Source organism: Sphingomonas sp. DG1-23, from assembly GCF_030730875.1.
Taxonomy (GTDB): domain Bacteria; phylum Pseudomonadota; class Alphaproteobacteria; order Sphingomonadales; family Sphingomonadaceae; genus Sphingomonas.
In genome coordinates this window covers 1-22591 of sequence record NZ_JAVAMA010000011.1, presented here as the reverse complement: position 1 = coordinate 22591, position 22591 = coordinate 1, and the positions used below count along the sequence as shown (strand labels likewise).

Genomic DNA, 22591 nt, shown 5'->3' with positions numbered 1-22591 from the left:
CCATGGCTCCTGAACGCAAGCCGCTCCGCGCCACGCTGGCGCGGTTCGGTCTGGCGAGCATGTCTTCGGCCGCGGTGTCGGTCAGCCATTTGCTTGTCCAATTGGTCTCGGTGCGCCGGCTCGAGGCGAGCGAGATCGGCACGCTCGCTTTCCTGCTGGTGATCATCCAGTTCGGCTATGGCCTGTCCAACGCTTTGGTCTCGACGCCCTATGCGATCGCGGTCAACCAGCGTGAAGACGGTGTCGACGAAGGTTTCGACTTCTTCTTCCCGGTCAACCTGCTGCTCGCATTGTCGCAAGGGCTGCTCTGCGCGGCGATCGGCTGGATGATGGCGGGCCCCTGGGCGGCGGCGGCGTTCGGCGCGGCGGGCGTGTTCTCGCTGCTCCGCTGGTTCGGCCGGGCCAATGCCTATGCGCACCACACGCCCGGGGGCGCCGCGATCTCCGACCTGGTCTATGCCGTGCTTGTCGTCGCGGGCGTCGGCGCCACGCTCGCTTTCGGTCCCCGGATCGAGCTGTTCGGCGCGGTGCTTGCAGGCGCGGGCCTGCTCGCGTTGATCCCGTTCGGCGCCGCCTTCGTCGCGCGCCATCGCCCGACCGGGCTCGGCCGCGCCTTCGCCGCCTATCGCCCGCTGTGGAAGCGCCAATCGGCATGGACCTTGATCGGCGTGATCACCACCGAGGCGACCTCGAACGCACACAGCTATATCGTCACGCTCTTCGCCGGCCCCGCGGCGTTCGCGCCGATCGCGGTCGGCATGCTGTTCTTCCGCCCGGTCAATGTCTGCATCACGGCGCTGACCCAGCTCGAGCGCCCGCGCATGGCGCGCGCGGTGGGGCAGGGGAACGATCGCGCCGCGCGCGGATCGGCACGCGCCTTCATGGCGGCGCTCGTGGTGATCTGGGTCGCGACTGCAGTGACTGCCGCGGGGATCCTCTGGCTCCTCCCGCACATCATCATCAAGCCGACTCTTTCCGTGGAGACGGTGATGATCGCGGTCGCGCTCTGCGCCGCTTTGTCGCTGGTCCAGTGCCTCCAGGCGCCGATGAGCGTGCTCACCCAGGCGCGCGGCGCGTTCAAGCCGCTCGCTGCGACCAGCGTGCGGAGCTGCTTCGTCGGAATCGGTGCGGTCGTCGCGATCACCTTGCTCGCGCCTTCGGTCTACACGATCGCTGGCGTGGTGCTTGCCCAGCTGGTGATGATGCTCGGCATCTGGCGGCTCGACCAGCGCGCGCGGCGTGAGATGGCGGAATGAGCCTCGCGCTCCCTTGGCATCGCGGGCGTGTCCCGCAGCGCACCGGAGGCACGATTGCGTCGCGTGCTGCCGCCGCGACGGATCGCGTCGAGGCGCTGATCCCGGTCGCCCAGTTCGTCTATTACGTCTTCCTGATGATGATCTTCATCGGGCAGCAGCCCTTTTCGTCGCGCAACCAGGAGCAATTGGTCGCGATGGCCGCGAACAATGACGGGTCCGACGTCTTCAAGCAGGCCTTCTTCATCGGCTTCGCCCTGCTGCTGACGCTGCTCGAGCTCGTCCGCCGCTACAAGCCGCAATATCGCTTCACCTATTGGCCATTGCTGGCGATGCTCGGCTGGTTCCTGATCAGCTGCGCGTGGGGCGTCGATCCCTTCGTCTCGTTCAAGCGGGCGATGCAGCAGGTGATCGTGATCTACATCACGTTCCTCTCGCTCGCCTTGATCGGTCCCGAGCGGATCTATCGCACCCTGATGGCCGCCCTCGTCACCTCGCTGCTGATCTGCTGGGTGTCGCTGCCGCTCACCCCCAACGCGGTCCACCCGCCGACCGAGAGCGACAAGGCGCTGATCGGCGCGTGGCGCGGCTTCTTTTTTCACAAGAACATCGCCGGCGCGGTGATGGCGCTCACCTTCGTGGTAACCGCGCACGCATTCTTCACCACTCGCAAATGGCATTATGCCCTGTTCTCGGTGATGGCCTTCGTCTTCGTCGTCGGCACCAAGAGCAAGACCTCGCTCGCTTTGTGCTTCGGCATCCTCGCGGTCAGCTTGGTCTATCGCGTGCTCAGCCAATCGGTCGCCAAGCGCGCGGTGCTGCTGCTGCTCGTCGGGCTCGGCATGCTGCTATTCCTCGCGCTCTACATCGCCTTCCAGCCGATGATCGAGCGCTGGTTCGCCGATCCGACCGCGTTCACCGGGCGGGTGTCGATCTGGAAGGTGGCGATCGATTACCTCGCCGATCATCCGTATCTCGGCTCGGGTTTTGGCGGCTTCTGGCAGGTCGGCGATCTTTCGCCCGCGCACGATTATCTCAACCAGCAGTTCCAGCTGCTCACCGCGCATTCGCACAATGGCTATCTGGAGATACTCGTCACCACCGGCCCGGTCGGGCTGGTGCTGCTGCTCGTCTCGTTCGTGGTGTTGCCGGCCTATTGGTTCCTGACCGGTACGACGAAGCAGAATGCCACGTTGATGGCGAGCGCCTTCGCGATCTGGAGCTTCGTGCTCTACCAGAACCTGCTCGAGACCTCGTTCTTCGACAAGGACCGCCAGGTCTGGGTGATCTTCCTGTCGTCGCTCGCCATCGCCCACGCCTCGTTCAAGGCGGTCGATCGGCCGCGTTGGCACCGCCGCACTCCAGCCTTGGCCCCCGGAGGTGCCGCTTGACCGAAATCGCCATTTGCATCGCCACCCGCCAGCGCCCGCAGGGCATCACCCGCACGCTTCGCTCGCTCGCAGAACTGGTCACCGAGCGCGACGTCACGATCATCGTCGCCGACAATGACGGGGTGAAGCGCGAAGGCGTGGCCGCCGCGGAGGCATTGAGGGCGGAGGGCTATCGCTGGCCGCTCGAACTGCTCACCGTTCCCGAGCCGGGCATACCCCAGGTCCGCAACGCGCTGGTCCGGGCGGCGCTGCGCCTCCCCGGAATCCGCTTCGTCGCGATGCTCGACGACGACGAGGCCGCCGATCCGCACTGGCTGCACGCGATGCTCGCCTGTCAGGCCGCCACCCGGGCCGATGTCGTCGGCGGCGCGGTATTGCGCGAGATGGAGGGCGAGGTCGCCCCCTGGGCCGCGCGCCATCCGTTGCTCCAGCGCAAGTCACGCAGCGCCTCGGGGGTGGTCGAGCTGATCGACAGCACCGCCAACGTCCTCATCGACGCCGAGGCATTGCGCGCCCTCGGCGAGGCGCCGTTCGATGAGGCGATGGCGCTCACCGGGGGATCGGACAAGCAATTGTTCACCCGGATGCAGCGCGCCGGCCGCCGTTTCGCCTGGGCCGAGGACGCCCGCGTCACCGAGCTGATCCCGGCCAGCCGGGTCACCTCCAAATGGCTGCTCATGCGCGGCTACCGGATCGGAATGACCGACACCATCACTGCGCTGGCGCACAGCACCCCGTTCAAGGTCGCCACCACCGAAGCGCCGCGCATCGTCGGCGGCTTCGTCTTGGGCTCGCTCGGCGCCGCGCTCACTTTCGACCGCGGCAAACGGATCGAGCGGCTGGGCAGGCTCTATCGCGCGGCGGGCAAGATCGCCGCGCTCACCGGCAATCATTACGAGGAATATCGCAAGGTGCACGGCGCATGAAGAACGACACCGGCCAGCCCACCTTCTCGGTGGTGATCCCGCTCTACAATCGCGCCGATATCGTCACGACGACGATCCGCTCGGTGCTCCAGCAGGATTTCGGCGATTTCGAGATCATCGTCGTCGACGACGGCTCGAAGGACGATCCCGAGCCGGTGGTGCGGGCGATCGCCGATCCGCGCATCCGCTATGTCCGCCAGGACAATGCCGGCGGCGGCGCGGCGCGCAACCTCGGCATCGCGGAAGCGCGCGGACGCTACATCGCCTTCCTCGATTCGGACGATCAGTTCCTGCCCGGCAAGCTCTCGATCATGGCGGCGGCTTTGCCCGACGAGGACGATCTGGTCCTCTATTCGCAGATGAAGGTCGATCGCGGCGTCGACCGCTATTGGGTCCGTCCCGAACGCGGCATTCGCGCAGGCGAGGATGTCGGCGAATATCTGTTCTGCGCCAACCAGTTCATGCAGACCTCGACCTTGGTCGTGCCCACCGCGCTGGCGAAGCGGGTGCGCTTCGATCCCGCGCTGAAAAAGGGCCAGGATCTCGATTTCGCCGTTCGGCTTCAGGTCGCCGGAGCGCGCTTCGAGATGATCGAGCAGCCGCTCACCATCTGGCTCGACGCGAGCGAAGTGGGCCGGACCTCCTATGTCCGCGGCTACGAGACTTCGCTCGACTGGCTCGACCGCTGCGGCCATCTGCTCACCAGCCGCGCGCGGCACGGCTATCGCGCGACGGTGCTCGCCTATCACATGGCGCCGGTCCGCCCGCTGGCGACGATCCCCGAGCTGGTCCGCGGGCTGTTCTACGGGCGGGTGCCGGCGCGCATCCTCGCGCGCCAGTTGCTCCGCTCCTATCTGCCCAAGTCCTTCTACCGTTCGCTGGTGAACCAGTTCGTCCATCGTTTCGGCAAGGCCGAAGCGCTGGCTGGCAAGGCAGGCAAGTGAATGGCGCCGGATAGCCCTCTCGACCTTGAGACGCCGGCAGAGGGGCCGCTGTTCACGGTCGTGATTCCCACATTCAACCGACGCGACGCCGTGGTCGAGGCGGTCCGCTCGGCGCTCGACCAGAATGTCCGCGACGTGGAAGTGATCGTGATCGACGACGGCTCGACCGACGGCACCGCCAGCGCGGTCGCCGCGATCGGCGACGAGCGGCTCCACGTCATCGTCCAGCCCAATGCCGGCGCCGCGGCGGCGCGCAACCGCGGGATCGATTACGCGCGCGGCCGCTATGTCGCCTTCCTCGATTCAGACGATCGCTTCCTCGACGATCATCTCGCCGATCTGCTGCCGTTGCTCGCTCAGGGCGACGATGTCGTGGCCTATTGCCGGGTGGTGGTCGATCGCGGCTCGGGCCGTCATTTTCTCAAGCCGCATCGCGAATTGCTGAGTGGCGAGAGCGTCGACCGCTATCTGATGTGCGAGCGCGGCTTCATCCAGACCAGCAGCCTCGCGCTGCGCCGCAGCCTCGCCAATGTGGTGCGATACCGGGAGGATGTCGGCTTCGGCGACGATACCGATTTCGCGGTGCGGCTGTCGCTCGCCGGCGCGCGCTTCCTGATGGCGCAACGCGCGACCGTGCTCTGGGCCGATCGCAAGACCGAGAACCGGCTGTCGCAGGTCCGTGCCAATATCGGCAACCTCGCCTGGCTCAAGGATCTGCGCCCGCACATCTCGGCCCGCGCCTATTCGGCCTATATGGGCTGGCACGCCGCCAAGAGCGTCTGGCCGACCAGCCGGCGCACCGCGCTGCGTTATTATTTCGATGCGCTGCGCCACGGCGCCTTCCGGCCGCGGGTCGCCGCAATTGTGCTATTGCAAATCATTATCCCTGATAATGTTTATCGAAAGACCGCGGATCGATGGATCGCCCTGACCAGCCGGGTGCGTGGCGTTCGGATATGAGGCGCCGTGCCTTCATCGCCGGTGCCGCGGCGTTGTGCAGCGTGCCTTTGGTCAGCAGCGCAGTGCCGTTCGTCCCGCCGCTTCCCGATTTCGACGGCCCCGGCCTCGATGCGCGCGCCCGGCGCAGCGGCCGGCGCTTCGGCTGCGCGATCAAGTCGAGCCAGCTCGCCAGGGATCCGGCCTTCACCGCCGCGGTGCTGCGCGAAGCGGGCACGATCGTCCAGGAATATGAGCTCAAGCGGCACGTCACCCAGCCCAGACCCGGCAAATATGATTTCAGCGGCAACGACAAATTGGTCAATTTCGCGCAGGAACATGGCCTGGCGGTGCGCGGGCACACCCTCGTCTGGTACGCGATGAACCCGGCCTGGCTGCAGGCGGCTTTGCCCAAGGCCGCGCCGCGCGTGAAAGAGGGGCTGCTCACCGGCTATGTCGAGACCGCGATGCGCCGCTATGCCGGGCGGATCGGCGAGTGGGACGTAGTCAACGAGCCGGTCGAGCCCAAGGAAGGTCGTGCCGACGGATTGCGCGCGAAGAACATCTGGGAGCAGGCGTTTGGCGAGGAATATATCGACCTCGCCTTCCACACCGCCCGCACGGCCGATCCGCGCGCGAAGCTGTTCCTCACCGATTTCGGGCTCGAACATGATTCACGGCGTTGCGCTGCCCGGCGCACGGCGATCCTCAAACTGCTCGAGCGCGCATTGTCGCGCCGGGTGCCCATCGACGCGCTTGGCATCCAAGGGCATCTCAAGCCGTTCCGCGAGCCGTTCGACGAGCGCGTCTTCGCCAATTTCCTCGACGAGGTGCGCGGCATGGGGCTGGGCATCGCGATCACCGAAATGGACATCGCCGATCGCGGCGGACCGCAGGCAGTCGAGCCGCGTGACGCGCAGGTCGCGGCGGTCGGCAAGGCGTTCCTCGACGTGGCGCTCGACAATCCCGTGACCAGCTCGGTGCTGACCTGGGGCCTGTCGGACCGCTATTCGTGGCTGTCGACCTATCCCGAATATCGCTGGCCCGACGGCAAGCCTTCGCGCGGACTGCCGCTTGATTCCGACCTGCACCGCAAGCGGCTCTGGGCGGCGATGGCGGCGGCGTTCGACGCGGCCCCGGCGCGCCGCGCAAGCATCGAGAGCCAGGGAGTTCCGGCATGAGGATCGCGCCACTCACCGGATTGCGCGGCATCGCCGCGATCGCGGTATTGCTCTATCATATCCCGCATTCGCCGGCCTTCGCGGCATTCCATCTGACCTTGTTCTCGCGCGCCTATCTCGCGGTCGATCTGTTCTTCGTGCTCTCGGGTTTCGTCATATCGATCGGCTATTATGAGCGCGTGGTGAAGCGCCCGAGCGTGGCGAGCTATGGCGATTTCCTGCTCAATCGGATGGCACGCGTCTGGCCGCTGCATTTCGTCGTGGCTCTGGTGTTCCTCGCCCGGATCCTCGTCAATGTCTCGGGCGACCAGCCGGTCGCGCTGACTCCGGCGAACATCGTCACCAATCTGCTGATGATCCAGAGCTGGGGCTGGGGGACGCAGGCGCTCGCCGGCAACAGCTGGTCGGTGAGCACCGAACTCGTCGCCTATCTCGCATATCCGCTGGTCGCGCTGATCGCCTTTTCGCGGCTCGCCTGGCTGCAGGCGGCCGGTGCGGTGGCCCTGCTGATGGTCGTCGCGACGCTAGGCCACGGTGCGCAGGGGCCGCTCGACGTCAATGACGGCGACACGATCCTGCCGGTGCTGCGCTGCCTCGCCGGCTTCTCGCTCGGAGTGATCGCCTATCGGCTGGTGAAGCATCCCGGGATCGAGCGCCTGCTCGGCGGCGAGCATGGCTTTATCGGCAGCTGTGTGCTGATCGCCGTGGCGCTGCTGATCCCGCGCGGCGACGTATTGGTGGCGCTGACGTTCGTGCCGCTGGTGATCGCCTGCTATTATAACGGCCACACCGCGCGCGCGGTGCTCGCCAATCCGGTGTCGTTCCATCTCGGGCTGATCAGCTATTCGATCTATCTCTGGCATCCGCTCGTCCGCGACGTGTTCGCCCGGGTGATGGGGATCGCGCATCGCCACGGCGTGGTCGGGTTCGACTGGGCGTTCGTCGCCGCCTTGCTGGTCGCGACGTGGCTGATCTGCTGGGCGAGCTATCTGCTGATCGAGGTCCCCGGGCATCGCGCGATCAAGAAGCTCGAGCGCCGCTTCGTGCCGCGGCCGCCTTTGCCCTTCCGGCAGGCGGCCGAATAGCCATGTCCGCGACGGTCATCGCGGTGCCGACGTTTCGCCGTCCGGAGCAGTTGCGCCACCTGCTCGAGGCGGTCGCGCGGCTGGACCGGCTCGGGGACGCGATGCTGCTGGTGGCGGACAATGACGCGGCCGGGGAGGGGGCGGCGGTCGCGGCCGCGATGGCAGAAGGTTTCCCGATCCCGATCGAAGTCATCCGCGTCGCCGAACCCGGCCTGTGTCATGTCCGCAACGCGATCGTCGCGCATGCGCTCGCTGTTCCGACGATGCAGCGGCTGGCGATGATCGACGACGACGAATGGCCCGAGCCGCAATGGCTGGCGGCCTTGCTCACGGTGCAACTGCGCACCGGCGCGGCGGTGGTCGGCGGGCCGGTGCTGCCGGTTTTCCCCGGAGGCGCACCCGACTGGGCCGAGCAAACGCTCGTCTTCCGTCCCGAGCAGCGCCCCGAGGGGGCCGCCGAGATGCTCTATGCCAGCAACAATCTGCTGGTGACGCGCGCCGCATTGCAAGCGCTCGGCGCGCCATGGTTCGATCCCGCGTTCAATCGCAGCGGCGGCGAGGATCTGGATTTCCTCACCCGCCTCAAGGCGATCGGCTGCGGTTTCGGCTGGGCGCCGGGCGCGCGGGTGTCCGAATGGGTCGGCGCCGAGCGCGCGCGCAAGGCGTGGGTGCTGCGGCGGATGTGGCGGATCGGCGTTACCGACACGCGAGTGGCCAGCAAGCAGAGCGGGCTGCTCGGCCGCGTCGCCCTCGGCGGGCGCTCGCTGGCCTTGCTCGGGCTGCGCACCGCCGCGCTGCCCGCGCTGGCGTGGCGGCGCAATCGCCGTCTCGATATCGTCGGACAATGGATCAAGGCGGTCGCCCGCCTCTATGCGCTGGCGGGCGGGAGCGACGCGCTCTACGCCGCCCCCACAACGCTCAGTTCTGCCAGGCGCGGAAGCTCTTGACGATCATGTCGCCCGAGCCGTCGGTATAGGCGCTGCCGGTCTTCACCGCGACGTTCATGATCGGATACCAGCGATGGCCGCGGAAGGGATTTACGCTCTGGTACGTCTCGAGCCCGTCGACGAACCAGGTGATGTATTCGGGGCCGATGTCGACGGCGTAGCGGTGATAGCCCTGCGAATAGCCGGACAGGCCATAAGCCTGTTCGGTCTGGATGTTGGTGCCCCGCTGGAACGTCCGCCACCCGCCGCTGCCGCCATGGATGGTCGACGAGACGTGCCGGTCGAAATCCCAATAGCTCTGATAGCCGAAGCCCTCATATACGTCGATTTCCGGCGGCCAGCCCGAAGTCGAGATCAGCCAGAAGGCCGGCCATGCGCCGCGCCGGTCGGGCATCTTCGCCACCCACTCATATTGGCCATAACCGATCTGCGTGGACGGCGTATTGTGCCCGCTCAGCACGACCGCGCCGTAATTATAGGCGATGCCGGCCCAGCTGATCGGGCTGTCGAGCTTTTGGGTGTGAAACACCAGCCCTTCGTCGGTGTAGCGCAGCGGCGCCTCGACGTTCGGATGGAGCTCGCCGTCGAGATAGATTCCCGTCTCGCCATTGGCGACCTGGGCGCGGCCGTGCGAGAGCTTGGTCGACCAGGCCCCCGACCAACCCTCGTCGGACCAGCGCATATTGCTCCTGGTCATCTCATATTGGAGCGTGCCATAGGTACGGAAGGTCCGCGCGTTGCGAAAGCCGCTGGTGGCGGGCGCGGTAGGCGTGGCACCGGCGTTGGCCGTCACCGTGGCGCTGGCCGTGCCCTGGTTCGCACCCCAGGGCTCCTCGCGCAGCTTCAACGAGAATTGCTGGCCGTTGGCGGCGTCGAGGATCGGCACCGAGACGCTCTGGCGGAGCGGGTCGCCCGGCCGGAAGATCACGATGTCCTCGGTCGCCTTATAGTTATATCCCGAGATCGCCTTGTTGGTGCCCGATCCGTTGACGGTGATGACCCGCGCGATCACCGTGTTCGGGGTCGCCCGGTTGAGCGTGACGGGAACATAGGCCACCGACGCGCCGGGCTTGAACACCGCCGCGCCGATCGACAGCGTCGCCTTTTCGGGTAGCCGCGTGCCGTTGGCGAAATCGAAACTTGCAAAGCTGTTGGTCGCCGCCGCCACGTCCTCGACTTGCGGAAGCGCAGCTACCGCCGTGGTGCTGGTTGCAGAAACGACAACCGTTCCTGCCTGTTGCTGTGAAGAAGTGGAATCGTCGCTCGAGCATGCAGCGAGCGCGCACAGAGAGAAGGCGCCCGCAAGCGGACGCAATACAGTGATACGCATGTAAACACCCCCCCGGTGTCGACGGCCGACAACTGTGCCGCCTGAGGAGTATTTAGAATGAAAAGGGCGCCCAACCACGGTTGGACGCCCTGTTTGCGTTGAATTGAAGATAAAAAGCCGTCGAGTGCGGAACCCTTTACTCGGCTGCAATCGCAAGTGCTTCCGGCGCAACGGCGAGCCCGCGGCCGACGCCGGTATAGGTGAAACCGGCGGCTTCGACTGCGTCAGGCCGATAGATGTTGCGCAGGTCGACGAGCACGCCGTCTTCCATCCGGGCCCGCAATGCGTCGAGATCGAGCGCGCGGAACGCGTTCCACTCGGTGACGATCACGAGCGCCGCCGCGCCGTCTGCCGCTTCGTAAGGCGAGGTCGCGAATTCGACATTGGGCAGCAGCGGCCGCGCGGCGGCCATGCCCTCGGGATCGAACGCCGAAACCTGCGCGCCGCCGTCTTCGAGCGCCTGGATGATCGCGAGGCTCGGCGCGTCGCGCATGTCGTCGGTATTGGGTTTGAAGGTCAGGCCCAGCACGGCGATCTTCTTGCCGCGCACCGATCCACCGCAGGCCGCGATGATCTTGCGGCCCATTGCCCGCTTGCGGCTGTCGTTGACCGCCACGGTCGCCTCGACGATCCGCACGGGGGTGCCCGAATCCTCGGCAGTCTTGACCAGCGCCAACGTGTCCTTGGGGAAGCACGACCCGCCATAGCCGGGGCCGGCATGGAGGAACTTGCTGCCGATGCGGTTGTCGAGGCCGATCCCGCGCGCGACCTGCTGGACGTCGCCGCCCACCGCCTCGCACAGATCGGCCATCTCGTTGATGAAGGTGATCTTGACCGCGAGGAATGCGTTCGCGGCGTATTTGATCAGCTCGGAGGTCCGCCGGCCGGTGAACAGGATCGGCGCCTGATTGAGATAGAGCGGGCGATAGACTTCCTCCATCACCGGACGCGCACGCTCGTCCTCGATGCCGATGACGATGCGGTCGGGGCGCTTGAAATCCTCGATCGCCGCGCCCTCGCGGAGGAATTCGGGGTTCGAGGCGACGGCGAACTGCGCCTCGGGGTTGGTCTCGCCGATGATCCGCTCGACTTCGTCGCCGGTGCCGACCGGCACGGTCGACTTGGTCACCACCACGGTGAAGCCTTTGAGGCACGGCGCCATCTCGGCGGCCGCCGCATAGACATAGGACAGATCGGCGTGCCCGTCGCCGCGGCGCGACGGGGTGCCGACCGCGATGAACACCACATCGGCCTGTTCGACCGCGCCCGAAAGCTCGGTCGTGAAGGCGAGGCGGCCCGCCACGGCGTTGCGCGCGACGAGATCGTCGAGTCCCGGCTCGTAGATCGGGATCTGCCCGGCGTTGAGCCGTGCGATCTTGCTCTCGTCCTTGTCGACGCAGACCACCTGGTGGCCGAAATCGGCGAAACAGGCGCCGGAGACGAGCCCGACATAGCCCGATCCGATCATCACGATACGCATAATTTTACTCCTGTACGGTCGGGCTCAGGCCGCGCGACGCGGCTGACGGGCGGCGAGCAGTTGGCTCGCGAACAATTCGACTTCGTCGGCAAGGTCGTCGCGCTCCAGCGCCATCGCCAGATTGGCGTGGAGGAAGCCGGCCTTGTCGCCGCAATCGTAACGCGTTCCGGCGAAAGTAAGGCCGTGGAACGGCTGATCGCCGATCATCCACGACATCGCGTCGGTGAGCTGGATCTCGCCGCCGGCGCCCTTTTCCTGGCTTGCCAGCACGCCCATCACTTCGGGCTGGAGAATGTAGCGGCCGATCACCGAGAGATTGGACGGCGCGGTGCCGGGAGCGGGCTTCTCGACCAGCCCCTTCACTTCGGTCAGCGATCCGTCGCGCGTGCCGGGAGTGATGATGCCATAACGATGCGTGTGCTCATCGGGCACGGTCTCGGCGCAGATCACGTTGCCGCCGACCTGCTCGTACGCGTCGATCATCTGCTTGAGGCAGCCCGGCCGCCCGACCATGAAATCGTCGGCGAGCAAGACCGCGAACGGCTCGTCGCCGACCACGTCGCGCGCGCACCACACGGCGTGGCCGAGGCCCATCGGCTCCTGCTGCCGGACATAGGCGACCGCACCGGGCTTGAGCCGCGTCCGGCCGAGGATGTCGAGCGATTTGCCGCGCCCGCTCATCGTCGTCTCGAGCTCGAACGCGATATCGAAATGGTCCTCGATCGCGGCCTTGCCGCGGCCGGTGACGAAGATCATCTGCTCGATGCCGGCCTCGATCGCCTCCTCGACGGCATATTGGATGAGGGGTCGGTCGACTACCGGCAGCATCTCCTTGGGGATCGCCTTGGTTGCCGGAAGAAAACGGGTACCTAGCCCGCCAACGGGAAACACAGCCTTACGCACTCGCTTCGGGGTCATTACGCCACTCCTTCGCTGCGATGCAGCATAGTTAAGCGAAGGTAAGCGGGCAATTTCGCCTCACCGCCTGCGGGGCACCGGTGGTCCGTGTTTTCGATCCAGTCGGCGCGGCGCTGCATATGCGAGCGGACCAGAAGATCGCAGAACCATGTGGTGTGCCGCCCACCAGGCGTTCGACGGTCTGTTCGAGCGTCAGGCGCAGCCGACGCGCGGCGGTCCATCACCCCGTCGCCGGCGCCACCGAAGCCCGCCGGATCAGCGTCGATACGAACAGCGACGCCTCGCCATCCTCGCCGGTCGCGCCGCCTTCGCCGCTGACCAGCTTGAGCGCCGCGGCGCGTGCCATCGTCGCGATCGGCCAGCGTACCGTGGTGAGCGGCGGCCAGAGATGCGAGGCGATCGGCGTATCGTCGAAGCCGATGATCGACAGGTCCTGCGGCACGTTGAGCCCGCGCTGACGCGCGACATGGAGCACCCCCGCCGCCATCTCGTCGTTCGACGCGAACACCGCCGTCGGGCGGGGGGCGAGGTCGAGCAATTGCTCGGCCGCGCGCATGCCGGATTCGAACTTGTAATCGCCCTGGACGATCAGGGTGCGCTGGAGCGGCAGCCCTGCGGCCTCGAGCGCTTCCTCATAGCCCTTTTGCCGTTCCACCGCCGAGCGGAAGCCGTGCGGGCCGAGCACGAGGCCGATCCGGCGATGGCCCGATTCGATCAGATGCTCGACCGCGCCGCGAACCGCCTCGCGGTCGTTCGAGGCGACCATATGCGGCGCCTCGTCGAGCGGCGCCGATCCCATGCGGACATAGCGCACCCCCAGTTCGGCGCAGAGCGCGGCGAGCTGATCATTCTCCGAGATCGGCGGAAGGATCATCACGCCGAACGGGCGCTGTCGTTCGAGGAACTGGCCGATATCCTCGAGCATCGTCGGCGAACCGCGATTGACCGGATGGACGATCAGCTCGAACTCGGTGTCGCGGAGCACTTCGAGCATGCCCTGCTGGACGTTGAGCACCATCTGCGCGTTCGGATTGTCGTGGATCAACCCGATCAGGAAGTTGCGGCGCAGCGCCAACGCGCGCGCTTGCGGATTGGGGACATAGCCCAGATCCGCGATGACTTCCTCGACGCGCTTGCGGGTGTCGCCGTTGAGCAGAGGCGACTGATTGATCACCCGGCTGACGGTCTTCTTGGAGACGCCGGCAATGCGGGCGACGTCGTTGATCGTGGGTTGCGAGCTGCGCTTCATTGTCCCCGAGACATACCGCGATCCGGCGATTGCGCCAAATGCATCCGATCGAGTTCCCGGACCCGCTCGCGCCGCGCCCGTCGAGCGCCGCACGATGGAGAGATTGCCATTCTTCGACGTATCGCTGATACCGGTGTCAACCGGACATAGAGCCGGTGAGGTGAGGAGGGACGGGGATGTTGATTCGACCTTCGCGGCGCGACTTGCTGCGCTACGGCACGCTTGCCGGCACGGGCGCACTGTTGCCCGCCGCCGCGCGCGCCGCTGCCGACCCGTGGCAGCGTGCCGCCGATATCGCGCGCACGGTCCGCGCACCGGTCTTCGCGTCTCGGATTTTCGACATCACCCGCTTCGGCGCGAAGGGCGATGGCGCGACGCTCAATACCGTAGCCATCGCCAGGGCGATCGAGGCTTGCGCCGCGGCGGGCGGGGGCAGGGTGCTGGTCCCGGCAGGCGACTTCCTCACCGGCGCGGTGCATCTCAAATCGAACGTCGAGCTGCATCTGGTCGCCGGGGCGACTCTGCGGTTCAGCACCGATCCCGCGCACTATCCGCTGGTCTTCACGCGCTGGGAGGGCGTCGAGCTGATCAATTATTCGCCTTTGATCTATGCGTACAAGGCGAAGAACGTGGCGATCACCGGCGCCGGCACACTCGACGGGCAGGCCGGCGCTGAACATTGGTGGTCGTGGAAGGGGCCGTGGGGCGGCACCGTCGAATATGGCTGGCGGGAGGGGATGGCGAACCAGCGTCCCGCCCGCGCCCGGCTTTTCCAGATGGCCGAGGACCGCGTGCCGGTCGAGAAGCGCGTATTCGGCGAGGGCAGCTATCTGCGTCCGCCGTTCATCCAGCCCTATTTGTGCGAGAATGTCCTGATCGAAGGCGTGAGGATCCGTCGGTCGCCCTTCTGGAACGTCCATCCGGTGCTCTGCCGCAACGTCATTCTGCGCGGGCTCGACATCATGGGGCACGGCCCGAACAATGACGGCACCGACCCCGAATCGGTCGACAGGATGCTGATCGAGGATTGCACCTTCGACACCGGCGACGATTGCATCGCGGTCAATTCGGGCCGCAACGAGGATGGCCGGCGGCTGGCCGTGCCTTCGCAGGACATCCTGATCCGCAACTGCCGGATGAAGGAAGGGCATGGCGGGATCACCGTAGGCTCGCAGATTTCGGGCGGCGCGCGCTGGATCTTCGCCGAGAACTGCCAGCTCGACAGCCCCGATCTCTGGTACGCAATCCGCTTCAAGAACAACGCGCTGCGCGGCGGGCTTCTCGAGAATTTCCACTATCGCGACATCCATGTCGGCCAGGTCAGCCGTGCCGCGATCGCCTGCGACTTCAATTATGAGGAAGGGGCCAAGGGCCGCTTCACCCCAATCCTGCGGCACATCAACATCACTCGGCTTCGCGCCGACAGGGCGACCCGGGTGCTCGACAGCCAGGGTCTGCCCGGCGCGCCGGTGGGCGACATCACGCTCGAGGATTGCAGCTTCGACGGCGTCACCGCGCCCAGCGTGATCCGTCACACCGGGCGCGTGGCGCTCAGCAACGTCCGGGTGAACGGCAAGATCGTCCCCGCGCTCGATTCGACCGGAGCCGCCTGATGCTCGCGCTCGTACTTGCCGCGCTGGCTGCGCCGCAGCTCGCTTTCCCCGGTGCCGAGGGGGCGGGGCGTTTCGCTCTGGGCGGCCGCGGCGGGCAGGTGCTGTTCGTCACCACGCTCGAAGATGGCGGCCCCGGCAGCCTGCGCGCCGCGATCGAGACCAAAGGACCGCGCACGATCCTGTTCCGCATCTCGGGCACCATCAAGCTCGCCAGGCCGCTGGCGATCCGCGAGGGCCGCGTGACGATCGCCGGCCAGTCGGCGCCCGGCGACGGGATCACCTTGCGCGATTACATGCTGCAGGTCAGCGCCGACGACGTGATCATCCGCTACGTCCGTTCGCGCCTCGGCGACGAATCGAGGACCGAATCCGACGCAGTGACCATCACCAAAGGCCGCCGGATCATCCTCGATCACGTCTCGGCGAGCTGGTCGGTCGACGAGACCCTGTCGGCCGCGGCGCGCTACGGCGATCCCGGCCAAGGTTTCTACGATCTCACCGTCCAATGGTCGATCATCGCGGAATCGCTGACCCGTTCGCTCCATGCCAAGGGCGACCATGGCTATGGCAGCCTGATCCGCGGCGGCCGGGGCGCGAGGATCAGCTTCCACCACAATCTCTGGGCGAACCATTCGGCGCGCATGCCGCGTCCGGGCAATTACGACGGACCCGAAGTCGATCCGATCGGTCCCCTCCTCGATTTCCGCTCGAACGTCTTCTACAATTGGGGCGGCTCCCGCGCGGGCTACAACGCCGACAAGGCGACGCTCGCGCGTTACAATTTCGTCGACAATGCCTATGTCGCCGGCCCGCAATCGACGCGGCCGATCGCGTTCGACGAATCCAACATCCTCGCCAGGGCATGGTTCGCCGGAAACAGCATGAACGGCACGATCCCTGCCGATCCGTGGAGCCTCGTCACCGGCGTCTCGCCCGCGGGCTATCGTCTTGCCGCGCCGGCCGAAGTGGCGCCGGTCGCATCCGATCCTGCCGGACGCGCGTATCAGCGCGTGCTCGCCGGTGCTGGCGCATCCAGGGTTCGCGACGCCGTCGACATACGCGTGATCGCAGGCGTGCGGGACCGTACCGGACGCCAGATCGACAGCCAGAGCGAAGTCGGCGGCTGGCCCGAACTCGCGAGTTTGCCCGCGCCACCCGACCGCGACAAGGACGGCATGCCCGATGCGTGGGAGCGCAGCCACGGCCTCGATCCGGGACGTGCCGATGGCAATGGCGACCGCGACGGTGACGGCTACACCAATCTCGAAGCATGGTTGGCCGACCTCGTCAGGGCTTCCTGACACCGGTAACCCGCTGAACCGGGGCCGATAGGAGAATTTCTCCCGCATGATGGGATGAAATTGCCCCATTTCTACGCTGTTGCCGATCTACAACACGTAGTGAGCGCTCGGCCATGCAATATGCCAATGGTTGTTGACACCGGTTTCCAATGATCGGAAACAAGCGTGCGATATTCAATGGACGCGTCGGCACTGGCCGTCGCGCCGACCCGGAACCGCCATCAGAGCGGCCCGGAATTAGGCAAGGAGGCAGACATGAAGGCGCGCATCTCTCGATTCACCTGGCGTAGCGGCGCATCCGCGGCAGCGGTAGCACTGGCGCTCGCCGCCGGGCATGCAGCGGCGCAGACCGCCGAGCCCGCGCCCGTCGCGGCCGACGAACAGGCCTCCGCCGACGAGCAGCAAGGCGACGAGATCGTCGTCACCGGCTTCCGCCAGTCGCTCGAGGCCGCGCTCAACGTGAAGCGCGCCTCGGTGTCGGCGGTCGACGCGATCGTCGCCGAAGACATCGCCAAATTCCCAGACCAGAATCTCGCCGAATCGCTTCAGCGCATTCCCGGCATCTCGATCCAGCGCGACGGCGGCGAAGGCCGCGCGATCACGGTGCGCGGGCTGGGCGCCCAGTTCACCCGCGTCCGCGTCAATGGGCTCGAGACGATCACCACCTCGGCCGACGGCGCCAGCGCCAATCGCGAGCGTGCCTTCGACTTCAACGTCTTCGCCTCCGAGCTGTTCACCTCGCTGGTCGTTCACAAGACCGCCGAAGCCTCGCTCGACGAAGGCTCGCTCGGCGCGGTGGTCGATCTCAACACCGGCAATCCGCTCGGCGGCAAATATGGGCTGACCTTCGTCGCCTCGGCGCAGGGCAGCTATAACGACCTGTCCAAGAATTGGGGGCCGCGCGTCGCCGGCCTGCTCTCGTGGAAATCGCCCGACGGGACGCTCGGCGCCTCGATCTCCGCCGCCTATCAGAAGACCGACACCGTCGAGCTCGGCAACAACACGGTGCGCTGGGCGCAGGCGCGGTTCGACAGCGTCGACGGCACCAATTGCTGGACCACCGCCAACTCCGGCGGAACCTATGTTCCGAGTGCGGCGTGCAATCAGGCCGCGCTCTCCTTCCACCCGCGCATCCCGCGCTACGGCGAAGTCGGCCACGATCGCGAACGGCTCGGCCTGACCGGCAGCATCCAATGGGCGCCCAGCGACTCCACCAAGATCTCGATCGACGGCCTCTATTCGCGGTTCAAGGAAATCCGCGAAGAGAAATGGGGCGAAGTGCTGCTTCGCTCCAACGAGCGTTCGATCAACGTCGTCAACCCGGTCTATGACGACAATAACAACATGATTTCGGCCACCCTCAACGATGCCTGGGTGCGCACCGAGCATTATTGGCGCGAATCGAACACGCAATTCTATCAGATCGGCGCCAGCTGGGATCAGGATCTGGGCGACGATCTCCGCTTCACCCTGCTCGGCGGCATCTCGAAGTCGGATGCCGACATCCCGGTCGAGACCACCTTCGTGTTCGACGATCGTGACGCGCAGGGCTATCAATATGATTATACCAACAGCCGCTCGCCCAAGCTGACCTTCGGCACCAGCGTCACCGATCCGGCCAATTTCCAGCTCGCGGAGATCCGCGATCGCCCCTCCAACACCACAAACAAGTTCCGGACCGTGCAACTCCGCACCGAATGGGACGCGACGGAAGGCTTCACGCTCAAGCTCGGCGGGGTCTATCGCCGCTTCGACTATGATCTGACTGCCTATCAGCGCGACACCGCGGTGTGCGGCAATGGCGGGCTCGATCTGGTTCTGCGCCAGATCACTTGCTCGGCCAGCTCGGTGTTCGGTCCGGCCGCAGTCTATGGCTTCCGCGCCACCCCCGAATTGTCCGAACTGTTCACGCTCGGCAATGCCGGCCAGCCCGCGGGCAATACCAACAGCTGGCTGATCCCCAATATCGACGCCGCCGCGGACTTTACCGGGCTCTACGATCGCCCGCTTCTGCTCGATGCGGGCAACAATCGCAGCGTGACCGAGCAGGTCAAGGGCGGCTATTTCCAGGTCGACGTCAACGGATCGGTGCTCGGCATCAACGTCCGCGCCAATGCCGGCATGCGTTATGTCCGCACCGAGCAGTCCTCGACCGGACTCAACAGCGGCACCAAGGTCACCGTCGAGCGCGATTATGAGGACTGGCTGCCCTCCGCCAACATCGCTGCCGACCTCACGCCGAATCTCGTGCTGCGCGGCGCGGTCGCCAAGGTGATGACCCGGCCGTTGCTCGCCAATCTTACGCCGGGCGGATCGGCGGACGGGTTCAACTTCCGCGTCAATTTCGGCAATCCGGATCTCCAGCCCTATCGCGCCACGGCATATGACGCCGCGCTCGAATGGTATTTCGCGCCGCAATCGGTGTTCTCGGTGGCGGTCTTCAAGAAGGAGATCGACAGCTTCCCGGTGGCGAGCTCGCGCGTCGACACCTTTACGTCGACCGGGCTGCCCACCTCGGTGCTGTCTTCCTCCTCGCCGGGCTTCCTCAATCCGGCGCTGCAGGCGCAGCCGATCTGGACGATCCAGACCACGGTCAACGGCAGCGGCGCGGATCTGAAGGGCGTCGAGCTCTCGCTGCAGGCGCCGTTCCGCTTCCTGCCGGGGTTCCTCAGCAACTTCGGCGGCATCGTCAATGCGAGCTTCATCGACTCGAACGCGATCTACGCGCAGGGCGTGCCGGCGACGGTGCCGGGCGGCGGCAACGTCAACCAGCCGTTCGAGACGACCTTGTATCAGCTGTCGAAGCGCGCCTTCAACGCGACGCTCTATTACGAAGACAGCAGGTTCAGCGCCCGCGCCTCGGTCGCCTATCGCGGCGGCTTCAACGATCAGGGTTCGGCGACGGGCAACGTGTTCGAAGGCTATAACCCGATCACCAATGTCGACGCCTCGATCCGTTACAAGATCACCGACAATATCGAGCTGTCGCTGGAAGGCACCAACTTGACCGACGCCTATCGCGACCGCTGGGTCGATCAGGACGCCAACCGGACCTACGAGTACAACCATTTCGGCCGCACCTTCCTCGTGGGCGCGCGCTTCAAGATGTAGGATCGAGCGGCCATCCTCGCGCATGGGGATGGCCGCCGCCTTCACCTTCCCACCCCGGCGAGGGCCGGGGCCCAGCTACAGGCCGACTTCGATGGCAGTATGCCCTCGCTTGTTCATTGATGCTGGCCCCGGCCTTCGCGGGGGGAAGTCGCTTTAGCTGAACCCTTGGCTCCGGGCCCAGGTCAGGAACAGCTCGGGCCATACTCCCGCGGGCTTGCCGCTCGCTTTGGTCATGCCATAGCCGTGCCCGCCATGGGTGAAGAGGTGGGTTTCCACCGGCACTCCGGCCGCCTTGAGCGCGGCGCGCAGCAACAGGCTGTTCTCCACCGGCACCGTGCCGTCATCTTCCGAATGGACGAGGAAGCAGGGCGGAGTGGCCCTGGTGACGTTGCGATGCGGTGAATGCGCGGCTTCCAGCGCGGCGCTCGCATCCTTGCCGATCAATTGCTCGCGCGATCCCATATGCGCGTCGGGCGCGGTCATCGAGATCACCGGATAGATCGGCGCAGCGACGAACGGCCGCGCGCTGAGCTTGTCGGCGCCGTCGACCGGGTCATAGGTCTTCGCCGCATGCCGCGTCGCGAGATCGGCGCAGAGATGTCCGCCCGCCGAGAAGCCGATCGCCGCCACCCGCTCGGCATCGAGGCCGTTGCGGATCGCCTGCGCCCGGATCAGCCGCATCGCGCGCTGCGCGTCGGACAGCGCGACATCGGGGCCCGCCGCCCAGCCGTCTCCCGGCAGGCGATAGAACAGCACATAGGCGGTGAAGCCCTGCGCCGCGAGCCAGCGTCCCAAGGCATAGCCTTCATGGTCGAGCACGATCCGGACATAGCCGCCGCCGGGCATGATCAGCACCGACGCACCGTTTGCGACGCGCGGGCGGAAGACTGCGAGCCGCGGGTTGGCGACTCCGCTCACCGAACGATCGGTGAGCGCGCTGTCGGTGCTGCGCTCGACCACTTTCTCCACCGGCAAGGTCGCGGGCTTGCCCGGAACCCCCTTCGGCCACAGGTCGATCGTCTCGGTAGGGTCGGTCAGCCCTGCCGGCAGCGGCTTGTCGCTCTTTGGCGGCGCGGTCTGGGCGCTGGCGGCAAAAGGCGCGGCGAGCCCGGTGAGCAACGCGGAACGACGATCGAACTGCATTCGACAACCTCCTGAAAAGCCGCCCGGTCTGGTCCTTTCAGGTGCCGGGCTGGATATAGGGTACGCGCGCGAACAGCTCGCGCTGCCATTTGCGCGGGTCGTTCTCGATGCGGCTGCGCACATCGAAGACCATCGTCGCGCGCTTGTCGAGGGCGTAGCGCGGCCAGTGCGGCAGCCCGGCATGATCGGGGTCGCCGCTCTTTGCGAAAGCGACGAAGCTGTCCTGCATCGCCCTGGATGCGGCGCGAGCGTCGGCGCCGGTGCCGGTCTGCGAGCCTTCGGCGCCCAGCGTGCCGAACACGAGCGGGATATCCATCGTGTGGAAGGCGCCGCGCCGCGGATCGGTGCGCGAGGCGAAATCGAGCTGGTAGACCCAGCCGGGCGCGCCGGCTTTCGCCCGTGCCTCGGCCTCGATCACTTGCCCCCGCCAGCTCCGCCCCGCGGTGGTCGAATCGTAGAAGACCTGCTCGGGCGTCCAGTCCGGATATCTGATGCGATATTCGGCGACGACCCATTCGGGGAGAATGTCGATGCGCAGTTCGGGGGCGATCCGCTCGGCCAGATTGTCCCAGCCCAGATCGCGCATCTTCGCCGAATCGGGCGCGACGAAGGCGCGGGTCTCGTCATGCGTGTTGCCGAGGATCATCGGAATGGCGTTCGATTGCGGATTGGCGTCGGGCCAGAAGGGGTGGCGGGTCAGCCACTTCATGTCGAGCACCGGCCCGAAATAGACACCGCCGCCGAGCACCGGATCGGTCGCCGAAAGCCCCTCGACAAGTTGCTCCTGCGGCATCGCCAGCAGCGCGCCGAGGTCGCTTTCCCTGACTCCGAGCTTGCCCAGATAGGCGCGGGTACGGGCAGTGGCATTGAGCGGTCCCGAGGCGGTGACCTGCTGGCCGCTCATCGTCGCGGCGCGGTGGAACAGTCCTTTGGCCGCGGGCATCCCCATCATCGTCGCGATCTTGGCGCCGCCGCCCGACTGACCGAACACCATCACTCTGTCCGGATCGCCGCCGAACGCGGCGATATTGTCGCGCACCCAGCGCAGCGCGAGGATCAGGTCGAGCTGGCCCAAATTGCCGCTGTCGGGAAAGCGCGGATCGAGCCGCGCGAGATAGAGATAGCCGAACGCATTGAGCCGGTGGTTGACGGTAACGACCACCACATCGCCGCGCGCGGCCAGCGCCTGCCCGTCATTGAGCGGATCGGTGACGCTGCCGCCCGAATAGGCGCCGCCATGGATGTAGAGCATCACCGGCTTGCGCGCGGCGGCGCGGGCGTCCGCAGTCCAGATGTTGAGGAACAGACAGTCCTCGGATTGCGGCCCGTACCGGCTCCCCGATTGCGGAGAGACCGGCCCGAACTTGTCGGCCGCCTGCACTTCGGCGGAGGCAGGGACGGGAAGCGGCGCACGGAACCGCTCGGCCCGGCCGTAGCGGATGCCGCGAAACACGCGGATGCCGGATTCGACGGTTCCCTGGAATGTCCCCGCGGCTGTGCGGACCGGCGCGGCGGATTGTCCCCATGCGCGGCCTGCGATCAGCGTGGCGGAGGCAGCGGCACTGCCGATCAGCATCCGTCTGTCGATCATCGTTCCGGCAAGATCGGGACGCTCGGTCATATCTACTCCAGATTCCCTTCCGTTTGCGGAAGGGGTAGGGGAGGGGACATTGATTGGAGAGGACGACGCCAGCGGCCAAGCCCTCCCCCGCCCCTCCCGCGAGCGGGAGGGGAGCGAAATGGGTTACGCCAGCTGGCAGATGTCGAGCACGTTCATGTCGGT

The 22591-nt window shown here is 66.4% G+C and carries 17 protein-coding genes; 11 read left to right on the top strand and 6 right to left on the bottom strand.

The window, feature by feature from the left end:
* The first annotated feature begins 2 nt into the window (after nucleotides 1-2).
* From Q9Q95_RS16745 to Q9Q95_RS16710, 8 genes are read left to right on the top strand one after another with little or no spacing between them, the layout of a single operon-like run.
* Nucleotides 3-1256 (top strand): polysaccharide biosynthesis protein, encoded by a 1254-nt coding sequence (locus Q9Q95_RS16745; RefSeq protein ID WP_306098293.1) that lies wholly within the window; start codon nucleotides 3-5, stop codon nucleotides 1254-1256.
* On the top strand, nucleotides 1253-2644 hold the full coding sequence (locus tag Q9Q95_RS16740; protein ID WP_306098292.1) for an O-antigen ligase: 1392 nt from the start codon (nucleotides 1253-1255) through the stop codon (nucleotides 2642-2644). The genes Q9Q95_RS16745 and Q9Q95_RS16740 overlap by 4 nt, the downstream gene beginning before the upstream one ends.
* Complete coding sequence (locus Q9Q95_RS16735) at nucleotides 2641-3570, top strand: glycosyltransferase family 2 protein (protein ID WP_306098291.1); 930 nt, start codon at nucleotides 2641-2643, stop codon at nucleotides 3568-3570. Before Q9Q95_RS16740 ends, Q9Q95_RS16735 begins: the two co-directional genes overlap by 4 nt.
* Nucleotides 3567-4514: a glycosyltransferase family 2 protein gene (locus tag Q9Q95_RS16730; protein WP_306098290.1), complete on the top strand. Its 948-nt coding sequence runs from the start codon at nucleotides 3567-3569 to the stop codon at nucleotides 4512-4514. The genes Q9Q95_RS16735 and Q9Q95_RS16730 overlap by 4 nt, the downstream gene beginning before the upstream one ends.
* Complete coding sequence (locus Q9Q95_RS16725; protein ID WP_306098289.1) at nucleotides 4515-5474, top strand: glycosyltransferase family 2 protein; 960 nt, start codon at nucleotides 4515-4517, stop codon at nucleotides 5472-5474.
* Nucleotides 5471-6631: an endo-1,4-beta-xylanase gene (locus Q9Q95_RS16720; protein ID WP_306098288.1), complete on the top strand. Its 1161-nt coding sequence runs from the start codon at nucleotides 5471-5473 to the stop codon at nucleotides 6629-6631. The genes Q9Q95_RS16725 and Q9Q95_RS16720 overlap by 4 nt, the downstream gene beginning before the upstream one ends.
* Nucleotides 6628-7716 (top strand): acyltransferase, encoded by a 1089-nt coding sequence (locus Q9Q95_RS16715; protein ID WP_306098287.1) that lies wholly within the window; start codon nucleotides 6628-6630, stop codon nucleotides 7714-7716. The genes Q9Q95_RS16720 and Q9Q95_RS16715 overlap by 4 nt, the downstream gene beginning before the upstream one ends.
* 2 nt (nucleotides 7717-7718) lie before the next feature.
* Nucleotides 7719-8663 (top strand): glycosyltransferase family 2 protein, encoded by a 945-nt coding sequence (locus Q9Q95_RS16710; RefSeq protein ID WP_306098286.1) that lies wholly within the window; start codon nucleotides 7719-7721, stop codon nucleotides 8661-8663.
* Here the strand turns inward: Q9Q95_RS16710 and Q9Q95_RS16705 are convergent.
* The 4 genes from Q9Q95_RS16705 to Q9Q95_RS16690 all read right to left on the bottom strand — a co-directional run bounded on the left by Q9Q95_RS16705 (nucleotide 8635) and on the right by Q9Q95_RS16690 (nucleotide 13640).
* Nucleotides 8635-9993, bottom strand: a complete 1359-nt coding sequence (locus Q9Q95_RS16705; protein WP_306098285.1) for a family 16 glycosylhydrolase — start codon at nucleotides 9991-9993, stop codon at nucleotides 8635-8637. The genes Q9Q95_RS16710 and Q9Q95_RS16705 overlap by 29 nt on opposite strands.
* A gap of 136 nt (nucleotides 9994-10129) precedes the next feature.
* Entirely contained in the window at nucleotides 10130-11473 is a 1344-nt protein-coding gene (locus Q9Q95_RS16700) for a UDP-glucose/GDP-mannose dehydrogenase family protein (protein ID WP_306098284.1), read from the bottom strand.
* A gap of 24 nt (nucleotides 11474-11497) precedes the next feature.
* Nucleotides 11498-12391, bottom strand: coding sequence for a UTP--glucose-1-phosphate uridylyltransferase GalU (galU, locus tag Q9Q95_RS16695; protein ID WP_306098283.1), 894 nt, complete (start codon nucleotides 12389-12391; stop codon nucleotides 11498-11500).
* Nucleotides 12392-12611: 220 nt separating this feature from the next.
* Nucleotides 12612-13640 (bottom strand): LacI family DNA-binding transcriptional regulator, encoded by a 1029-nt coding sequence (locus Q9Q95_RS16690; protein ID WP_306098282.1) that lies wholly within the window; start codon nucleotides 13638-13640, stop codon nucleotides 12612-12614.
* Between the two features lie 176 nt (nucleotides 13641-13816).
* Between Q9Q95_RS16690 and Q9Q95_RS16685 the strand changes: the two genes are divergently transcribed.
* The 3 genes from Q9Q95_RS16685 (at nucleotide 13817) to Q9Q95_RS16675 (ending at nucleotide 19665) form a co-directional block, all read left to right on the top strand.
* A complete protein-coding gene (locus Q9Q95_RS16685) occupies nucleotides 13817-15253 on the top strand; it encodes a glycoside hydrolase family 28 protein (protein ID WP_306098281.1) in 1437 nt (478 codons plus the stop codon).
* Nucleotides 15253-16554, top strand: a complete 1302-nt coding sequence (locus Q9Q95_RS16680; protein WP_306098280.1) for a polysaccharide lyase family 1 protein — start codon at nucleotides 15253-15255, stop codon at nucleotides 16552-16554. Before Q9Q95_RS16685 ends, Q9Q95_RS16680 begins: the two co-directional genes overlap by 1 nt.
* Nucleotides 16555-16809: 255 nt before the next feature.
* Nucleotides 16810-19665, top strand: a complete 2856-nt coding sequence (locus tag Q9Q95_RS16675) for a TonB-dependent receptor (RefSeq protein WP_306098279.1) — start codon at nucleotides 16810-16812, stop codon at nucleotides 19663-19665.
* A 153-nt stretch (nucleotides 19666-19818) separates the two neighbouring features.
* On the opposite strand, the gene Q9Q95_RS16670 is transcribed toward Q9Q95_RS16675, so the two are convergent.
* Both Q9Q95_RS16670 and Q9Q95_RS16665 read right to left on the bottom strand, forming a co-directional pair.
* Nucleotides 19819-20808 (bottom strand): alpha/beta hydrolase, encoded by a 990-nt coding sequence (locus tag Q9Q95_RS16670; RefSeq protein ID WP_306098278.1) that lies wholly within the window; start codon nucleotides 20806-20808, stop codon nucleotides 19819-19821.
* A 37-nt stretch (nucleotides 20809-20845) separates the two neighbouring features.
* Nucleotides 20846-22429 (bottom strand): carboxylesterase/lipase family protein, encoded by a 1584-nt coding sequence (locus Q9Q95_RS16665; protein ID WP_306098277.1) that lies wholly within the window; start codon nucleotides 22427-22429, stop codon nucleotides 20846-20848.
* Nucleotides 22430-22591: the final 162 nt, after the last annotated feature.

Excerpts from the sequence above, each read along its gene's own strand:
- galU (WP_306098283.1), bottom strand. The coding sequence starts at position 12,391 with ATGACCCCGAAGCGAGTGCGTAAGGCTGTGTTTCCCGTTGGCGGGCTA.
- Q9Q95_RS16690 (WP_306098282.1), bottom strand. The coding sequence starts at position 13,640 with ATGAAGCGCAGCTCGCAACCCACGATCAACGACGTCGCCCGCATTGCC.
- Q9Q95_RS16675 (WP_306098279.1), top strand. The coding sequence starts at position 16,810 with ATGAAGGCGCGCATCTCTCGATTCACCTGGCGTAGCGGCGCATCCGCG.
- Q9Q95_RS16665 (WP_306098277.1), bottom strand. The coding sequence starts at position 22,429 with ATGACCGAGCGTCCCGATCTTGCCGGAACGATGATCGACAGACGGATG.
- Q9Q95_RS16715 (WP_306098287.1), top strand. The coding sequence starts at position 6,628 with ATGAGGATCGCGCCACTCACCGGATTGCGCGGCATCGCCGCGATCGCG.
- Q9Q95_RS16720 (WP_306098288.1), top strand. The coding sequence starts at position 5,471 with ATGAGGCGCCGTGCCTTCATCGCCGGTGCCGCGGCGTTGTGCAGCGTG.
- Q9Q95_RS16710 (WP_306098286.1), top strand. The coding sequence starts at position 7,719 with ATGTCCGCGACGGTCATCGCGGTGCCGACGTTTCGCCGTCCGGAGCAG.
- Q9Q95_RS16700 (WP_306098284.1), bottom strand. The coding sequence starts at position 11,473 with ATGCGTATCGTGATGATCGGATCGGGCTATGTCGGGCTCGTCTCCGGC.
- Q9Q95_RS16670 (WP_306098278.1), bottom strand. The coding sequence starts at position 20,808 with ATGCAGTTCGATCGTCGTTCCGCGTTGCTCACCGGGCTCGCCGCGCCT.
- Q9Q95_RS16730 (WP_306098290.1), top strand. The coding sequence starts at position 3,567 with ATGAAGAACGACACCGGCCAGCCCACCTTCTCGGTGGTGATCCCGCTC.
- Q9Q95_RS16725 (WP_306098289.1), top strand. The coding sequence starts at position 4,515 with ATGGCGCCGGATAGCCCTCTCGACCTTGAGACGCCGGCAGAGGGGCCG.
- Q9Q95_RS16705 (WP_306098285.1), bottom strand. The coding sequence starts at position 9,993 with ATGCGTATCACTGTATTGCGTCCGCTTGCGGGCGCCTTCTCTCTGTGC.
- Q9Q95_RS16680 (WP_306098280.1), top strand. The coding sequence starts at position 15,253 with ATGCTCGCGCTCGTACTTGCCGCGCTGGCTGCGCCGCAGCTCGCTTTC.
- Q9Q95_RS16745 (WP_306098293.1), top strand. The coding sequence starts at position 3 with ATGGCTCCTGAACGCAAGCCGCTCCGCGCCACGCTGGCGCGGTTCGGT.
- Q9Q95_RS16685 (WP_306098281.1), top strand. The coding sequence starts at position 13,817 with ATGTTGATTCGACCTTCGCGGCGCGACTTGCTGCGCTACGGCACGCTT.
- Q9Q95_RS16740 (WP_306098292.1), top strand. The coding sequence starts at position 1,253 with ATGAGCCTCGCGCTCCCTTGGCATCGCGGGCGTGTCCCGCAGCGCACC.